Source organism: Litoreibacter ponti (assembly GCF_003054285.1).
In the GTDB taxonomy this organism is placed as follows: domain Bacteria; phylum Pseudomonadota; class Alphaproteobacteria; order Rhodobacterales; family Rhodobacteraceae; genus Litoreibacter; species Litoreibacter ponti.
On sequence record NZ_QBKS01000001.1, the window covers coordinates 2,599,439 to 2,614,669 of the forward strand.

The 15,231-nt window shown below is 60.8% G+C and carries 17 protein-coding genes; 12 read left to right on the top strand and 5 right to left on the bottom strand.

Annotated elements, in window-relative coordinates:
* Positions 1–4: 4 nt before the first annotated feature.
* From C8N43_RS13160 to hemA, 4 genes are read left to right on the top strand one after another with little or no spacing between them, the layout of a single operon-like run.
* The gene (locus tag C8N43_RS13160; RefSeq protein ID WP_107846035.1) at positions 5–301 is read left to right on the top strand and encodes a hypothetical protein; all 297 of its coding nucleotides are present in this window, start codon (positions 5–7) and stop codon (positions 299–301) included.
* Positions 298–1,392 (top strand): magnesium-protoporphyrin IX monomethyl ester (oxidative) cyclase, encoded by a 1,095-nt coding sequence (acsF, locus tag C8N43_RS13165; protein WP_107846036.1) that lies wholly within the window; start codon positions 298–300, stop codon positions 1,390–1,392. Before C8N43_RS13160 ends, acsF begins: the two co-directional genes overlap by 4 nt.
* Positions 1,392–2,207: a putative photosynthetic complex assembly protein PuhE gene (gene puhE, locus C8N43_RS13170; protein ID WP_107846037.1), complete on the top strand. Its 816-nt coding sequence runs from the start codon at positions 1,392–1,394 to the stop codon at positions 2,205–2,207. Before acsF ends, puhE begins: the two co-directional genes overlap by 1 nt.
* Positions 2,197–3,408 (top strand): 5-aminolevulinate synthase, encoded by a 1,212-nt coding sequence (gene hemA / locus C8N43_RS13175; protein ID WP_107846038.1) that lies wholly within the window; start codon positions 2,197–2,199, stop codon positions 3,406–3,408. The genes puhE and hemA overlap by 11 nt, the downstream gene beginning before the upstream one ends.
* 40 nt (positions 3,409–3,448) lie before the next feature.
* On the opposite strand, the gene C8N43_RS13180 is transcribed toward hemA, so the two are convergent.
* Positions 3,449–4,222, bottom strand: a complete 774-nt coding sequence (locus C8N43_RS13180; protein WP_107846365.1) for an SDR family NAD(P)-dependent oxidoreductase — start codon at positions 4,220–4,222, stop codon at positions 3,449–3,451.
* A gap of 130 nt (positions 4,223–4,352) precedes the next feature.
* On the opposite strand from C8N43_RS13180, the gene C8N43_RS13185 reads away from it, so the two are divergent.
* Positions 4,353–4,799 (top strand): c-type cytochrome, encoded by a 447-nt coding sequence (locus tag C8N43_RS13185; protein ID WP_107846039.1) that lies wholly within the window; start codon positions 4,353–4,355, stop codon positions 4,797–4,799.
* Positions 4,800–4,859: 60 nt separating this feature from the next.
* On the opposite strand, the gene C8N43_RS13190 is transcribed toward C8N43_RS13185, so the two are convergent.
* The gene (locus tag C8N43_RS13190; protein WP_146174217.1) at positions 4,860–5,393 is read right to left on the bottom strand and encodes a hypothetical protein; all 534 of its coding nucleotides are present in this window, start codon (positions 5,391–5,393) and stop codon (positions 4,860–4,862) included.
* 78 nt (positions 5,394–5,471) lie between these two features.
* Here C8N43_RS13190 and C8N43_RS13195 point away from each other — a divergent pair, with 78 nt between their 5' ends.
* Both C8N43_RS13195 and C8N43_RS13200 read left to right on the top strand, forming a co-directional pair.
* Positions 5,472–5,990, top strand: a complete 519-nt coding sequence (locus tag C8N43_RS13195; RefSeq protein ID WP_158269982.1) for a hypothetical protein — start codon at positions 5,472–5,474, stop codon at positions 5,988–5,990.
* The gene (locus tag C8N43_RS13200; RefSeq protein WP_107846042.1) at positions 5,990–6,223 is read left to right on the top strand and encodes a helix-turn-helix domain-containing protein; all 234 of its coding nucleotides are present in this window, start codon (positions 5,990–5,992) and stop codon (positions 6,221–6,223) included. The genes C8N43_RS13195 and C8N43_RS13200 overlap by 1 nt, the downstream gene beginning before the upstream one ends.
* On the opposite strand, the gene C8N43_RS13205 is transcribed toward C8N43_RS13200, so the two are convergent.
* Complete coding sequence (locus tag C8N43_RS13205) at positions 6,160–7,557, bottom strand: amidase (protein WP_245912996.1); 1,398 nt, start codon at positions 7,555–7,557, stop codon at positions 6,160–6,162. The two genes, C8N43_RS13200 and C8N43_RS13205, sit on opposite strands and share 64 nt — an antisense overlap.
* Positions 7,550–8,962 carry a mechanosensitive ion channel family protein gene (locus tag C8N43_RS13210; RefSeq protein ID WP_425437069.1) on the bottom strand — a complete coding sequence of 471 codons (1,413 nt, stop codon included), beginning with the start codon at positions 8,960–8,962 and terminating at the stop codon, positions 7,550–7,552. The genes C8N43_RS13205 and C8N43_RS13210 overlap by 8 nt, the downstream gene beginning before the upstream one ends.
* 244 nt (positions 8,963–9,206) lie before the next feature.
* On the opposite strand from C8N43_RS13210, the gene leuC reads away from it, so the two are divergent.
* From leuC to C8N43_RS13230, 4 genes are all read left to right on the top strand, one after another.
* Positions 9,207–10,610: a 3-isopropylmalate dehydratase large subunit gene (leuC, locus tag C8N43_RS13215; RefSeq protein ID WP_107846044.1), complete on the top strand. Its 1,404-nt coding sequence runs from the start codon at positions 9,207–9,209 to the stop codon at positions 10,608–10,610.
* The gene (gene leuD / locus C8N43_RS13220; protein ID WP_107846045.1) at positions 10,610–11,215 is read left to right on the top strand and encodes a 3-isopropylmalate dehydratase small subunit; all 606 of its coding nucleotides are present in this window, start codon (positions 10,610–10,612) and stop codon (positions 11,213–11,215) included. Before leuC ends, leuD begins: the two co-directional genes overlap by 1 nt.
* Before the next feature lie 370 nt (positions 11,216–11,585).
* Complete coding sequence (locus C8N43_RS13225) at positions 11,586–12,386, top strand: hypothetical protein (protein ID WP_245912997.1); 801 nt, start codon at positions 11,586–11,588, stop codon at positions 12,384–12,386.
* 62 nt (positions 12,387–12,448) lie between these two features.
* Positions 12,449–13,354, top strand: a complete 906-nt coding sequence (locus C8N43_RS13230) for an endonuclease/exonuclease/phosphatase family protein (protein WP_107846047.1) — start codon at positions 12,449–12,451, stop codon at positions 13,352–13,354.
* On the opposite strand, the gene C8N43_RS13235 is transcribed toward C8N43_RS13230, so the two are convergent.
* Positions 13,253–14,197: a Rossmann-fold NAD(P)-binding domain-containing protein gene (locus C8N43_RS13235; RefSeq protein WP_211308587.1), complete on the bottom strand. Its 945-nt coding sequence runs from the start codon at positions 14,195–14,197 to the stop codon at positions 13,253–13,255. The two genes, C8N43_RS13230 and C8N43_RS13235, sit on opposite strands and share 102 nt — an antisense overlap.
* Positions 14,198–14,286: 89 nt before the next feature.
* Between C8N43_RS13235 and C8N43_RS13240 the strand changes: the two genes are divergently transcribed.
* On the top strand, positions 14,287–15,219 hold the full coding sequence (locus C8N43_RS13240) for a LysR family transcriptional regulator (protein ID WP_107846048.1): 933 nt from the start codon (positions 14,287–14,289) through the stop codon (positions 15,217–15,219).
* Positions 15,220–15,231 lie beyond the last annotated feature (12 nt).

The window sequence follows — 15,231 nt, forward strand, 5'->3', positions numbered from 1 at the left end:
TAAAATGGGACTACTGACCAAGGACTTTGAGACCGCACCGTGCGAGGTCGAGGTGTCGCACACCTTCGATAGCCTCCACGCGCATGTAAAATTCCTCAACGGCGCCACGATCAATCCCGGTGACGAGGTGCTCGTGCATGGCGAGCCCGTTGTGGCGGGCTATGGCGAAGTGATCCGCGAAGAACGCACCGCGACGATAACCCGCGCCTCTAAGCTGGAGCAGCTCTGGACCCGCCTCACGGGTGATCTGGAATGCATGGAACTGGCCGAGTTTGCCTTCAGCGACGAGGTGCTGTCATGAACGCCCGTACAGACCCTAATGCACTTGGAATCCTGCCCGAAAACTCCGAACAGGCGACTGAGAAAGCCGCAACGACGACCCTTCTGGATCCGCGCTTCTACACCACCGATTTTGACGAGATGGACCGCATCGACGTCACCCCGGTCCGCGCCCAATGGGACGAGATGATCGCCAAGATGGCCGCGGACCCGAACAAGGGCCATTTCAAGAAGAACGAGAATTGGAATACACCGGATTGGGAGAACATGGACCCCAAGCTGAAGGCCGAGCTGGTCGACTTCTTGGTCTCCTCGCTGACGGCGGAATTCTCGGGCTGTGTGCTCTACAAAGAGATGAAGCGGCGCGGCAACAATCCCGACATCTGCCAGCTGTTCCAGCTGATGGCGCGGGACGAGGCGAGGCATGCGGGTTTCATCAATGACGCCCTGCGCGAGGCCGACGTGGCTGTGAACCTGGGCTTCCTGACCAAGGCGAAGAAATACACCTACTTCCGCCCCAAGTTCATCTACTACGCCACCTACCTGTCCGAAAAGATCGGATACGCCCGCTACATTACGATCTATCGGCATCTGGAACAGAACCCCGACAAGATGATCCACCCGATCTTCAAGTGGTTCGAGAACTGGTGCAACGACGAGTTCTCCCATGGCGAGGCGTTCGCGTTGCTGATGAAGACCGACCCTAAACTGACCCAAACCTGGCAGAACAAGCTGTGGATCAGATTCTTCCTGGTCGCCGTGTTCTCGGTGATGTGTATCCGCGATCACCATCGCCCCGAGTTCCACAAGGCGCTGGGCATCGACATCGACGAGTATGACCGCGAGGTGCTGCGCAAGACCTCCGAGATTTCCAAGCAGGTCTTCCCGATCGCGATCGACCTCGATAATCCGCGTTGGGAAAAGAACCTGCTCAAGCTCCGCGCGGCCTCTGCTGCCATGGATGCGGCGAAGCAAAAGGGCGGCCTGATGGGCGCCTTGGCGAAGATCCCTGCGGGCGCGCGCGCCGGTCTGGCCTTCGCCTCGCTCTACCTGATCCCGGTCAAATCCGACCACGTGATCGAGGAAGACAGCCGCATGGTGCCTAGCTACTGATGTTTTTTGCGTCCCCTTGGATAGCGGCCCTTGTGGCGATGTTCCTCTGGTGGTTCTCCACCGGGATCATCCTGCTGCTCGTCCGGGGGGCGGATCGCGCTGACAAACAGGGCGAAAGCACACTTCTGATGCTGCCCATCCTGTGCCTTGGGGCGGTCGGGTTTTGGCTGTCGAAAGACACTAATACACTGCAAAACGTCTATATCGCCTTCCTGTCAGCCCTCGCCATCTGGGGCTGGATCGAGCTGGCTTTTCTCAACGGGATCATTACCGGTCCCAACCGCTCGGAGCTGCCGCCAGAGACCCCGGAATGGGAGCGTTTCATTCGCGCCTGGGGCACGATTGCCTATCACGAGATGCTGCTGGTCGCGGCCCTGATCACACTTGGCTTTGTCGCCGCAACGGCGCCTAACGCGTTCGGCTTCTGGACCTTCGCCGTGCTGTTCTTCGCCCGCATCTCCGCCAAGCTGAACCTGTTTTTCGGGGTGCCGAAGATCAACACGGAATTCCTTCCTTCCGCGTTGGCGCATCTGCCCAGCCACTTCCGACACGCCAAGATGAACTGGCTGTTCCCGGTCTCGGTTACCGCGCTGACCTTTGCCGCCGCCTGCTGGCTGGAGCGGATCTACGCCTCTTTCAATGCAGCCGACATTGTCGGCTTCGCCCTGCTCGCCGCATTAACTGCACTGGCCCTGCTGGAGCACTGGTTCATGGTGTTACCGCTGCCCGACGAGAAACTCTGGCGCTGGATGCTTCCAGCCCGAAAAGAACAAACAAAGACGACAAGACTAAGCGAGGAAGCCCATGGACTTTGATACCCTGTTTAATGCCCAGCTCGACAAGCTGAAATCCGAGGGCAATTACCGCATTTTCGCCGAGTTAGAGCGTAAATGCGGGGCGTTTCCGCGCGCGCGCAACCACTCGGATGGGGCCAATGAAGTGACCGTGTGGTGCTCGAACGACTACCTTGGCATGGGCCAGCACCCGAAGGTGATGCAGGCCATGAAAGACGGTGTCGACAAGTGCGGCGCAGGTGCAGGTGGGACGCGCAATATCTCCGGTACGAACCACGCCCATTGCGAGCTGGAGGCGGAACTGGCCGATCTGCATGGCAAGGAAGATGCGCTGCTGTTTACCTCTGGCTATGTCTCCAACTGGGCCGCGCTGAGCACACTCGGCGCGCGCCTGCCCAATGCGGTGATCCTCAGCGACGAGCTGAACCACGCCTCGATGATTGAAGGCATCCGCCATTCCAAGGCTGATAAGGTGATCTGGAAGCATAACGATCCGGAAGATCTGGACCGCAAGCTTGCGGCGCTGCCTGCGAATGCGACCAAGATCGTGGCGTTTGAGAGCGTCTATTCCATGGATGGCGACATCTGCCCGATGAAAGAGATCGTCGAGGTGGCCGAGAAGCACGGCGCGCTGACCTATCTCGACGAGGTGCACGCTGTGGGCCTTTACGGCGCGCGCGGCGGCGGCATTTCAGAGCGCGAAGGCCTCGCGGATCGTATAACGTTGATCGAGGGCACCTTGGGCAAGGCTTACGGAGTGGTTGGCGGTTATATTTCCGGCTCCAAAGCGCTGTGCGACTTCATCCGCTCCTTCGCGTCGGGCTTCATCTTTACGACCGCCCTGCCGCCCGCCGTTGCGGCCGCGGCAAAGACCTCCATCGCGCATCTCAAGGAAAGCCAGGTGGAGCGCGAGATGCAGCGCCGCCAGGTCGCCCGCCTACGCGCGATGCTGGATCGTGAAGGTATCCCGCATCTCGAGAACCCCAGCCACATCATCCCTGTGATGATCAAGGATCCGATCAAATGCCGCGAGATCGCCGACATCCTGATGGATCAGTTTGGCATCTATGTGCAGCCGATCAACTACCCGACAGTGCCCAAGGGCACCGAGCGGCTGCGCTTCACGCCATCCCCGCTGCACACGGATGCCGATATCGACCATCTGGTGATGGCCCTCAGCACGCTCTGGCGTCAATGCGCCCTGGCGCGCGCGGTGGCCTGAGGGCAGGCAAACTTTTATGAAAAGTTTGCGGCCAAAGTCTTTATAAGACTTTGGCTGCGGGCTCGGCCCGCAGCGCGGGCAGTCCAACGCCCGTGCACTCGAACCCGCCATCTACGGCAATCGTCTGACCGGTGACGTAGCTCGCCCGATCCGACAGCAGGAAGGCGATCACATTCGCGATCTCCGTCTCGTTGCCGTAGCGGTTCAACGGGATAGCGTCGTGGTAGGCGTCGATGATCTCCTGCGTATGCACCGCCATTGCCAGTTTCGTGCGTACCGGGCCGGGCGCTACGCAATTGACCCGAACCCCATGCTCGCCCAGCTCCACCGCCTGCTGCTGGGTCAGTTGGATCACGCCCGCCTTCGAGGTGCCGTAGGCGACCCGCAAGGTGGAGGCTCGCAGTCCCGAAATCGAGGCGATGTTGACAATCGACCCGTTTGCCTTTTTCAACGCCGGTGCGGCGGCTTGGGTCATCAGGAACACACCGTCGAGGTTCACTTGCATCACATTGCGCCAGCGATCGAAATCGGTTCCTTCCATCGGTCCGAAATCCGCGACGCCTGCGTTGTTGATCAAATGGGTGATGCCACCGAACACCGCTTCAGTCTCGGCCACGATTTCGACGACTTGAGCTGGATTAGACACGTCTTTCGGTATCGCCAGCACATTTTCAAGCCCGTCCGATGCGCGGGCAAGCTCCTCGGCATCCCAGTCGACCATGGCGACCTGCACACCCTCATCCAGCAACAGCTTCGTGGTGGCCAGACCGATACCACGGGCGGCTCCGGTGACGATTGCGGTGCGGTTTGACATGGGCGAGATCTCCTGAATTTGAGCCATTCTCTATCGCGCCCTTCACACAAAAGTCACAAGAAAATGGAAGCTTTACCTCTCATGCCAGCGTATTAAGTATGTCAGCTAGCAACGCAAAGGGAGCTACCACATGAAATTCACTGCAATTGCAGCCCTCTCCACGGCTCTGATGGCCGCACCTGCATTCGCCGATGGCCACGCCACGGGCGATGCCGCCGAGGGCGAGAATGTCTTCAAGAAATGCCGTTCGTGCCACATGATCGTGGCCGATGACGATACGGTCATCCAGAAAGGCGGCAAGACCGGTCCCAACCTGTACGGCATTCTCGACCGCGCCCCGGGCTCTGTTGAGGATTTCCGGTATGGCAAGTCGCTGGAGTCCGTGGGTGAGAGCACCGACATCGTCTGGAACGAAGAACAGTTCGTGGCCTATGTGGCAGATCCCAAGGGCTGGCTGGCCGAAGTGCTGGACGATAGCGGCGCGCGCTCGAAAATGTCCTATCGCCTTCGCGACGCTGAAGATGCGGCCAATGTCTGGGCCTATCTCGTTTCTGTCGGACCTCAGCCGGAAAGCTGAAGCCGCCGCAAGAATTTACGGAAATGGCGGCCCAGCCGGGTCGCCCTTTTTCGTGTCTGATCAGCAAGGATCAATCGTGGTGAGCTCAAGCACGTCGAGCGCATCCGCGACGGACGCATTGCGCACGAGAGTAAAGAAATCACCGTCCGCCTGCGTGCGCAGCAAGACGGAAACGGTGTCGTCTTGAGAGGGCCCGGCCCCGACGGAGCAGCCTTCAAACGTCACACTGACACTGCCAGACGTCGCATCGCCGCTTGTCTGCTTCCATCCCCGGATGAGGGTCTGTTGACGTCTTAGATCATCCCGATCCGCGTCTGCGATATCGAATACCGTCTGCCCCCCGTCACCACTGCGCACCCGCAATGTATAGACCCCGTTGCTGGTCTCGCCCGTGTCGGCCCGTTCGGCGACGAAGGTGATTTTGGCGCTACGCGATTTGACGTCGAGGGTGTCAGGCAGCACGAGCGCGACGGCAAGATCCGCCGGATCGGCCTCCAGTGGGGAGACTTGGTAGAGGCGCGCGACTGCACTTGGGACCAACGCGCTGCAACCTGTCAATGCGAACACCGCCAACGATAGAACTATGTGCTTCAAGAATTCACTCCTTTTCAAGATTCATTTTTTATCGTAAAACATTAAAAAATAGATTCGAAAAGGATAAAAGTTGTGAGAATGCCGACAATGCCCGAAGTGGCGCGTGTGCTGACGGTTGTGACCTTGGCGGCGATGATCGCCATCGTGATCTTCGTGGCCTATTCGTTCATCGACACATCGCTGGCAAAGGCGATGGTGCTGCGCCAAGCCCTTTCGTTCCCCCTCGATGACGCCAGCGAGGGAACGCTGCGCATGATGATGGGGATCGGCCTGGTTGCGATGCTGGTTCAACTCTACATTCTCAATTCCGTGCGAGACCTGTTCGGTCTCTATGCCCGCGGCATTTTTCTTACCGATGACAACGGCCATGCCATCACGCGGATCGGTCTGGGATTGATTACTTTGCCGCTGGTCCGCTTCATCCTCGAGCCGCTTTGGACGCTGCTCCTGACGCACGGCCTCGACGAGCGGAGCGTCTCGATCTCTGTGTCGTCTACCGGGATCGGACTCATGCTGGGCGGCATCCTGATGCTGATGATCGGGCGTTCCATGTCTGAAGCTGTGCGGTTGCGGCTCGAGAACGAGGCATTCGTTTGATGGAGATCGTTGTCCGCCTCGACGTGATGCTGGCCCTGCGCAAGATGCGCTCGCGCGAGTTGGCCGAAAAGATCGGCATCACCGAACAGAACATCTCGGTGCTGAAATCCGGCAAGGTCAAGGGCATCCGCTTTGAGACGCTTGCCAAGATTTGCGATGTCTTGAACTGTCAGCCCGGCGATCTGCTTGAAGCGGTCGAGGTCGGGTCCGGTCCCAATGCGGTCCAGCCCTGAGCCGCGTCGTAGGCGCGGCCCAATGCCAGAATGGCAGCGTCCTGCCCGCGATGGCCGATCAGCTGAAGCCCCATCGGCAGGCCATTATCCCCGAAACCCGCAGGTACGCTGAGCGCGGGCAGGCCGGTCAGCGACGCGGGGATCACGACCTCCATCCAGCGGTGGTAGGTGTCCATGGCTGTGCCCGCGACTTCGGTCGGCCAGTCCCAGTACGCCGGGAACGGGAACATCTGCGCGCTGGGCAGGGCCAGCACATCCACGTCCATCGACGCGGTTTTGCGGAACCAGTCGGATCGGATGGTGCTTGCGGCATGGACCCGCTGCGCGGTCATCTGCAGGCCGCGCTCGATCTCCCAGATCGCCTCCGGTTTCAAGAACGAGCGGGTCGCCGGGGCATCATAAAGCGTGCGAAACTTTTCCGCCGCAACGAAGGAACGCAGCGTGATCCATGCGTCCCAAAGTGCATCGGACGGCATAGGCGGGTCGACCTCGATGACCGTGTGGCCGAGGGTTTCAAGCAGGCCCAAAGCGCTTTCGCACAGCTCCAGAATGCCGGACTCCATCGGGTAGGCGCCGCCCCAGTCGCGCAACCAGCCGATCTTCATCTGATCCCCCTCGCTTGTGCGGTAGGGACCTATGGAATGTGGGTGGTGCGGATCGTGGGCGGCCTGCACGGACAGCAAGAGCTCCAGATCCTCGATCGTTCGCGCCATCGGCCCATTGGTCGACAGCTGGCTAAGGAACATGTCGCCCGGTGCGGGCTCTGCAACCAACCCGTAGCTGGGTCGGAAGCCGTAGACATTGTTCCAGCCCGCCGGATTGCGCAGGGAGCCCATCATGTCCGACCCGTCCGCCAAGGCGACCATGCGCGTGGCCAGCGCAGCACCCGCCCCGCCCGACGAGCCGCCCGCGGATTTGGATGTGTCATACGGGTTTCGGGTGACGCCATAGACCGGGTTGTAGCTGTGCGAACCAAGCCCCCATTCCGGCGTGTTGGTCTTGCCAATGATGACAGCGCCCGCCGCCCGCAGCCGCGCGACCATGGCGCTGTCGCCGGCTGGCACATGTTCTTTGAAAATCGGCGACCCATACGTGGTGGTGATGCCCTTGGTGTCGGCGAGGTCCTTTACGGCAATGGGCAGGCCTTGCAACGGCCCGTCGGGTGCCTTTTCGGCGGCCCGCAAAAGCGTCTCGCGATCCTGCAGCGCCACGATGGCGTTCACGGCAGGATTTACCGCCTCGATCCGGTCGAGCGTTGCGGCCATCAATTCTCTTGCGCTGATCTCACCTGTGCGCAGCGCCTTCAGCTGTGCCGTGGCATCCCGGTCAATCAAGCGCTTTCGGCATCTCGCCGCCCATAACCTTGACCTCGCGCTGCGGGAACGGGATCGAGATATCGTGCTCCTGGAACGCATCCCACAGCGCCAGGTAGACGTTGCCCCGGATGTTCGTCAGCCCCCCGGTGGGGTCGCGGATCCAGAACCGCAGGATGTAGTCGACGGACGAGTCGCCGAAGCCCACGATGTGGCAAACCGGCGGCTTGAAAGCCAGCACCCGGTCCACCCCCGACGCGGCCTCGATGGCCAGTTTGCGCACAACGTGGGGGTCGTCGGAATAGGCGGTGCCAAAGTAGATATCGAGCCGGACGAAGTCGTTGGAGTGCGACCAGTTCACCACCTGATTGGTGATCAGATCCTCGTTCGGGATGAGGTATTCCTTGCCGTCCCGCGTGACCACCGACGCGTAGCGCGCACCCAGGGTGTTGATCCAGCCAAACGTCTCGCCCAGCGAGATCACGTCGCCCGGCTTGATTGACTTGTCGAGCAGTATGATCACGCCCGACACAAGGTTCGAGACGACCTTTTGCAGGCCAAAGCCAAGGCCGACACCAATGGCACCCGACAGCACCGCAAGGCCGGTCAGGTCGATGCCCACCGCCTTGATCCCGATGTAGAAGGCGATGCCGTAGAATGCGATCTGCAGCACCTTGACGATCAGCACCCGCATCGAGGGTGAGATGTCTTCGTTCGACTGGATGCGTTGCGATGTTGTCGTCGTGATGAACCGCGCCAACGCGATCAGCACGCCCATGATCACCAGCGCCTGCACCACAAGCAGCAACGACAGCCGCAGCTCGCCCAGCTCGATGGCCGCGCTGTCCAGGATGCTCGCGGCTTCCGACGTGATGCCCAGAATTTCGAGTGTGACGTAGATCCACGCTCCATACCGTACGGCCATGCGCAGGAATTTCGACCGGATCAATCGCGTGGCGAACACAACCAGCAACCAGGCCGTCGCCAGCGTCGCTATGATGCCAAGCAGGTAAGATCGGCTCGGCCATGTGACCTCGCGCATGATCATCACGGCCATCCAAAGGAGCGCCACAAAGAAGATCGGCCTAAGCCGCTGGTGCACCACAACGAGGATACGCATGCGCCATTTCGGCCAGCCCTCACGCGTGCCCATCCATGTCCGGATGGGTGGGCCAAGAAGCTGACGTAGGATATGCGCCAGCGCCCAGAGCCCGATGGCGATCCCGATCTGATAGGCATTCCACGGCCGCATCAGCGACATCGCGAAGGTTTCGCCCTGCTCCAGCAGCGATTGCCCAAGGCTGATCAGCTCCGCGACGGGTTGTTCGGGGATCAGTTCCGGTTCGGCATCGGGCTGCGGCACCGGCGCCGACGTCCCATCCATGGCGCGTATCTGCTCTTCGGTGAGTCCGTTATGGGTGGTCATCCACGCCCCTCTGTTCGCTGGTACCAAACCTTGCATGGCGGCGGGTAGGGCTGCAAGCGTCAGCGCTTGCGAGACTCACGCCTCGCGTGTATCCACGCATCTATGACGCTTGTGTTCGACATCTGTGACCGCGCCCGCCTGCGCGAACGCTTCTTCGGGGCGACCTTCACGGTTCTGGCCCGCCTATAGGCGCGCGCCCAAACCTCGAACCACATCCACATCTTACATCACGGGAGAGGACCACATGTCCCCCAAAACGCTTTATGATAAAATCTGGGATGCCCATGTCGCCCACGAGGCCGACGATGGCACTTGCCTTCTCTATATTGACCGCCACCTCGTGCACGAGGTTACCTCGCCTCAGGCTTTTGAGGGTCTGCGCATGGCGGGCCGTAAGGTCCACGCGCCCGACAAGACCATCGCCGTGCCCGATCACAACGTGCCGACCACGGCGGGCCGGGAGAACCCGGTCAACATGACCGAAGACAGCGCCATTCAGGTTGCCGCCCTCGACACCAACGCCAAGGAGTTCGGAATTCACTACTACCCCGTCTCTGACGTGCGTCAGGGCATCGTGCATATCGTCGGCCCCGAACAGGGCTGGACCCTGCCGGGCATGACGGTCGTGTGCGGCGACAGCCACACGGCGACCCACGGCGCGTTTGGCGCGCTGGCCCATGGCATTGGCACGTCCGAGGTCGAGCATGTGCTCGCCACCCAGACGCTGATCCAGAAGAAATCCAAGAACATGAAGGTCGAGATCACCGGCAAACTGCGCCCGGGTGTGACCGCCAAGGACATCACCCTGTCCGTGATCGGCGAGACCGGCACCGCGGGCGGCACCGGCTACGTGATTGAATATTGCGGCGAGGCCATTCGTGACCTGTCCATGGAAGGACGTATGACCGTCTGCAACATGGCCATCGAAGGCGGCGCACGCGCGGGCCTGATCGCGCCGGACGAGAAGACGTTTGAGTATTGCATGGGTCGCCCCCACGCGCCGAAGGGCGCGCAGTGGGAGGCCGCCGTGGCCTATTGGAAGACGCTCTTCTCCGACGATGATGCGCATTGGGACAAGGTCGTGACCATCAAGGGCGAAGATATCGCGCCGGTTGTGACTTGGGGCACCTCGCCCGAAGACGTGCTGCCGATCACCGCCAAGGTGCCGTCGGCTGACGATTTCGAGGGTGGCAAAGTCGGCGCGGCACAACGCTCGCTCGACTACATGGGCCTGACACCCGGCACGCCACTGTCGGAGATCGAGATCGACACCGTCTTCATCGGCTCCTGCACCAATGGCCGGATCGAAGACCTGCGCGCCGCGGCCGAAGTGCTGAAGGGCAAGAAGATCAAGGTCAAGCGCGCCATGGTTGTGCCCGGCTCCGGTCTGGTCCGCGCGCAGGCGGAAGAGGAAGGCCTGGCCGACATCTTTAAGGAGGCCGGATTCGAGTGGCGCCTTGCGGGATGCTCGATGTGTCTGGCGATGAACCCCGACCAGCTGTCCGAGGGCGAGCGCTGCGCGTCCACCTCAAACCGCAACTTCGAGGGTCGTCAGGGTTATAAAGGTCGCACCCACCTCGTCTCCCCCGGCATGGCCGCGGCGGCGGCGATTACAGGCAAACTCACCGACGTGCGGGAGATGATGTAATGGACAAATTCGAAACGCTCACCGGGATCGCGGCGCCGATGCCGCTGGTCAATATCGACACCGATATGATCATCCCCAAGCAGTTCCTGAAAACGATCAAGCGCTCTGGCCTGGGCGTGAACCTCTTTGACGAGATGCGCTACGACCGTGAAGGCAATGAGATCGCGGATTTCGTGCTGAACAAGCCGCAATATCGTTCGGCCGAGATCTTGGTCGCGGGCGAGAACTTCGGCTGCGGCTCGTCGCGTGAGCACGCGCCTTGGGCTATTAAAGACTTCGGCATCCGCTGCGTGATCGCGCCCAGCTACGCCGATATCTTCTACAACAACTGCTTCAAGAACGGCATCCTGCCGATCGTGCTGCCGCAAGAGCAGGTCGATGTCTTGATGAAGGACGCCGAGAAGGGGGCGAACGCCCGGATGACCATCGACCTTGAGGCGCAGACCGTGACCTCTTCTGATGGCGAGGTGTTCTCTTTCGAGGTCGACGCCTTCAAGAAGCACTGCCTGATGAACGGCCTGGATGATATCGGCCTGACCATGGAGAAGGTCGACAGCATCGCCTCCTTCGAGAGCAAAGCCGCCGCCGAGCGTCCCTGGGTTTAAGACCCACGCCACCCACTCGGCGCGTTAAGGTTAACAAGCTTGTCCCCCTCGCGAAGGGGGGCAAGAACACGCCACCGCCCCAATTCGTCCCACATGTTGGGGTTTGTGCCTTGCCATCCGCGATATCGGCGTTCACCCATTTTCGGGTGACACAAGAATACCACGAATTCTCCGCATAAAATCCCTCAGTCTTATCAGATGGTTGAAGGGCGATCTGAACTTGGGCAAAACTGAGGCGAAAATGAGGCACCTTTCGGCAGAAGCCAAAGGATCATCCATCTGGGACAGGGTTCGGCAAAGCATCGATCCCGCTCGGGTTGAGAGGTTTATAGACGTGGTATCACGCCTAATAGGCGCGATCGCCCGAGCAATGTTTGTGGTGCTGCTGATCTGCACACCGTCCCTGCTGCTCCCCGGCGTATCGCAAGACACGACACAAATGGTCGTGCTGGTCGCCTTGTTTGCAGGCCTTGTGACGCTGATCGAATACGGCTCCAGCTACCCCTGCCTCGTCGAATTCCGCAATGCCCCGCCGTTCAACCGTGTGCGTTTCCTGTCGCTCTTCATCTCCGTTTTCCTGCTGTCGATCATCTTCCGCGGGCTCTACGAGCCGACGACGCTGACGATCTTCATTCAGGCCGTCGGGCATCTAGTGGGCTATGTCATTGATTTCCCCTATAGCCCGGTGCGCTTGATCCTGTTGCTCGTGCCCGATCAAAGCAACGCCGAGCATATGGCCCTGATGCGTGCGGCCGTCGGTCTTAGCTACCTGGTGTCGCTGCTGACGCTCGCGGTCTTCCTGATCGTGCTGCGCATCATGGGCTGGCCGAACCGCCGCGTGGCGTTCAACTTCTGGACGAACCTGCCTACTTTTGACCCGACGATGGGCGGCGATGTGGTCACGCGCCTCAATCGTGATGCGCGCTTTAACATTGCGTTAGGGTTTTTCCTGCCATTCTTGCTGCCGATCGTGGCGCGCTCGGCGTCGGGCCTGTTCGACGCGAATATGGTCGACTCGCCGCAGACGCTTGTTTGGATGATTTCGCTATGGGGCTTCCTGCCTGCCAGCTTGTTCATGCGCGGGATCGCAATGAACCGGATCGCCGACATGATCGACGAAAAGCGCATGCGCGGCGCGCGCGCCGTCGCTGCTGGATTGGTGCCAGCCTGATCCTTTGGCTCTGCGCGGCATTCGCTGCGCAGGCCGACACATTTCGCATCCTCACCTACAATATGGGCCTGTCGCGTGACGGGCCCGGCCTATTGGTGCGCGATCTGTTGCGCGACGATGCTTTGATCGCCGTGACCCGTCTTGCCGATGCGCGCCCTGACATCGCGGTTTTGCAAGGCGTAGACTACGATCACGATCAAGTGGCAATCACTCTTTTGCAGGAACGGTTGGCGGCGTTGGGGCTTGATCTGCCGTACCGCTACGTACGCCGGCCAAACACCGGGCTCGATAGTGGTTTTGATCTGGACCGAAACGGCAAGCTTGGAGAGCCACGGGACATGCAAGGCTATGGCAGGTTCGCCGGGCAGGGCGGCATGGCCGTGCTGTCGCGCTTCCCGATTGACCACGAGGCATCGGTGGATCTATCGGGCGCTCTGTGGGCAGAGCAACCCGAGGCGGGACTGCCGCAAACGCCAGAGAGGCCGTTTTTTTCCGCAGGGGCGCTAGACGTATTGCGGCTGCATTCTGTCGCCGCGTGGGATGTTGCGATTGAAACACCCACGGGGCGTGTCCGCGTTCTGACCTTCCACGCCTCAACCCCGGTTTTCGATGGCCCAGAGGATCGCAACGGGCTGCGAAATGCGGCAGAGCTGCGCTTCTGGTCCGATTATATCGACACGCTCCAAGCGGACGCCCGCTTCGTGCTGGCGGGCGATTTCAACAATGACCTAGCGGCTGGCGAAGGGCTTAAACCCGCGCTGCGCGCTTTGCTGAACCACCCCCGTCTGCAGGATCCAATCCCCGAGAAGACCGGGACTGCAAAATGGCGCAGCGGTCTGTCACTGCATGTGGACTACGTGCTGCCGTCACGCGGTTTTAGAGTTGCAGGTGCACAGGTTGAACGGGCGCCGCTTGCGGAGGCTGGTCCGCGGCACCATCCGGTCTGGGTCGATCTGATCTGGGACTGACGCCGCCAGTGCCTCGATCAGCGGAGTGGGCTGCAATTCGGGCGCAAGCTCGCGCAGACGTTCACCGCACAACCCGTGCGGGGTGTTCCAGAGATAGCGCATCTCTTGCAAGTATTTCGCCATCGGCCAGAAGGGTCGGGCGAGCGTCAGCGGTAACCAGCTCATCTGTTGCAGCTTCAAAGCGCGGCCGGTGGCCTGCTCAAGCGCTGCGTGCAGCTCTCGTCCCGTCAGGGTGAAGCCGTCGAACTGGACTTCCGCGAAGCGCGGCAGGCTGTCAGCCTGTTCCGCCAGCGCCACTGCAGCATCGGCGACGTCGTGTAGGAAAGCCCAGGCGTGTGGCGTGTCGAGGTCGCCCGGATAGGTAACGATCCCCTTTTCCAGTTTCGCGGTAATGATCTTGTCGAACCAGTTCCCGCTCGCTTCGGTGTCGATGAAATCCCCGGCGCGCAGAATGATCGTGCGCACACCTGCGTCGCGGTAGGCGGCCTCCATTTCGGCCTTGATCTTGCCGAGGCCCTGCGGCGCGGCGTGGGGCGTCGTCTCGGACAGTTGCGCGGGCATGTCGGGGCCGTAGGGATAGACGTTGCCCGGGAGCAGCACCGTCGCGCCCGTGTCGCGGGCCGTGGCAATAACTTGACGCGTAAGCTTAGGTACCACCTTGGCCCAATTCGGATAGGCCGGGTTCCACGCATTGACGATCACATCTGCGCCCCAAGCGGCGTCCGGCAGGCTTTCGGTTGCCCGGTCGAAGGTCGCGACATTCCAGTTCGCCCAAGAGAACGCGCTTTGGGCATTTCGGCCAAATCGGCCATTCGCGCCGAGGATCAAAACAGTCTTGGGCATGGGGTATCTCCTTGGAATATGCCCTAAGGTCACCCATTCACCGCTGAAAGGGAATTGTGATTATACGCACATCTGCTATTCAAAAATGAATGAATATACGCACCGACAGATTGGACTCGCTCGACTGGTCCCTTATTCAGGCCTTTATTGCCGTGGCCTCGGATGGCTCGCTGTCTCAGGCAGCGCGCACGCTGGGGGTCAGCCAACCCACGCTGGGCCGCCAAGTCAAATCCATGGAAGAGCGGCTGGGCATCGCCTTGTTCTTTCGACAGCCCAAAGGGCTGCGCCTGACCGCGGAGGGCAAGGCCCTGTTGCCCCACGCCACCGCAATGGCCGAAGCGGCGTCGCGCTTCGCAACCCGGGCTGCGGGCCATGACATGTCGGTCAGCGGGACCGTGCGGATCACCGCGTCCGAATTCACATCGCTCTACATGCTGCCGCAAATTCTGGCGCAGATGCGCCGTACGCATCCTGACATCGAAATCGAGCTGAACCCGACCGACATCAGTGAGAACTTGCTGTTTCGGGAGGCCGATATCGCCGTGCGAATGTATCGGCCCACGCAGCTGGAGATGGTGACGAAGAAGCTTGGTATGTTGAGGCTGGGGTTTTGGGCCACGCAGGAATACCTGGACCGCAAGGGTGTTCCGAGGAGTGTAGAGGATCTCTTTGATCACGACCTTCTGGGCTACGACCGCCTTGATCGCTTCATTCGGGTGGCCAACCAGATGGGCTGGCCGCTGAAGCGCAGCGATTTCTGTTTCCGATGCGATACCCAGAATGTGCATTGCGAGATGATCCGCAACGGCGCGGGCGTCGGGGTGATGGAGGTCAACCTCGCCCAGATGCATCCGGAGCTGGTGCAGGTCTTGCCTGATTTTCCGGTTCCGGGGCTCGAGGTTTGGCTGACCACCCATGAGGCGCTGCGGCACACGCCGCGCGTGGAGACGGTATGGCGCGCGCTCGAAGCCGGGCTGACGCCGTGGCTTACGCATGATGCGGCGGTCCCGGTGATGCCTTGACCCTTCTGGGCC

Excerpts from the sequence above, each read along its gene's own strand:
- C8N43_RS13160 (WP_107846035.1), top strand. The coding sequence starts at position 5 with ATGGGACTACTGACCAAGGACTTTGAGACCGCACCGTGCGAGGTCGAG.
- acsF (WP_107846036.1), top strand. The coding sequence starts at position 298 with ATGAACGCCCGTACAGACCCTAATGCACTTGGAATCCTGCCCGAAAAC.
- puhE (WP_107846037.1), top strand. The coding sequence starts at position 1,392 with ATGTTTTTTGCGTCCCCTTGGATAGCGGCCCTTGTGGCGATGTTCCTC.
- hemA (WP_107846038.1), top strand. The coding sequence starts at position 2,197 with ATGGACTTTGATACCCTGTTTAATGCCCAGCTCGACAAGCTGAAATCC.
- C8N43_RS13180 (WP_107846365.1), bottom strand. The coding sequence starts at position 4,222 with ATGTCAAACCGCACCGCAATCGTCACCGGAGCCGCCCGTGGTATCGGT.
- C8N43_RS13185 (WP_107846039.1), top strand. The coding sequence starts at position 4,353 with ATGAAATTCACTGCAATTGCAGCCCTCTCCACGGCTCTGATGGCCGCA.
- C8N43_RS13195 (WP_158269982.1), top strand. The coding sequence starts at position 5,472 with ATGCCGACAATGCCCGAAGTGGCGCGTGTGCTGACGGTTGTGACCTTG.
- C8N43_RS13200 (WP_107846042.1), top strand. The coding sequence starts at position 5,990 with ATGGAGATCGTTGTCCGCCTCGACGTGATGCTGGCCCTGCGCAAGATG.
- C8N43_RS13210 (WP_425437069.1), bottom strand. The coding sequence starts at position 8,962 with ATGACCACCCATAACGGACTCACCGAAGAGCAGATACGCGCCATGGAT.
- leuC (WP_107846044.1), top strand. The coding sequence starts at position 9,207 with ATGTCCCCCAAAACGCTTTATGATAAAATCTGGGATGCCCATGTCGCC.
- leuD (WP_107846045.1), top strand. The coding sequence starts at position 10,610 with ATGGACAAATTCGAAACGCTCACCGGGATCGCGGCGCCGATGCCGCTG.
- C8N43_RS13225 (WP_245912997.1), top strand. The coding sequence starts at position 11,586 with ATGTTTGTGGTGCTGCTGATCTGCACACCGTCCCTGCTGCTCCCCGGC.
- C8N43_RS13230 (WP_107846047.1), top strand. The coding sequence starts at position 12,449 with ATGGGCCTGTCGCGTGACGGGCCCGGCCTATTGGTGCGCGATCTGTTG.
- C8N43_RS13235 (WP_211308587.1), bottom strand. The coding sequence starts at position 14,197 with ATGCCCAAGACTGTTTTGATCCTCGGCGCGAATGGCCGATTTGGCCGA.
- C8N43_RS13240 (WP_107846048.1), top strand. The coding sequence starts at position 14,287 with ATGAATATACGCACCGACAGATTGGACTCGCTCGACTGGTCCCTTATT.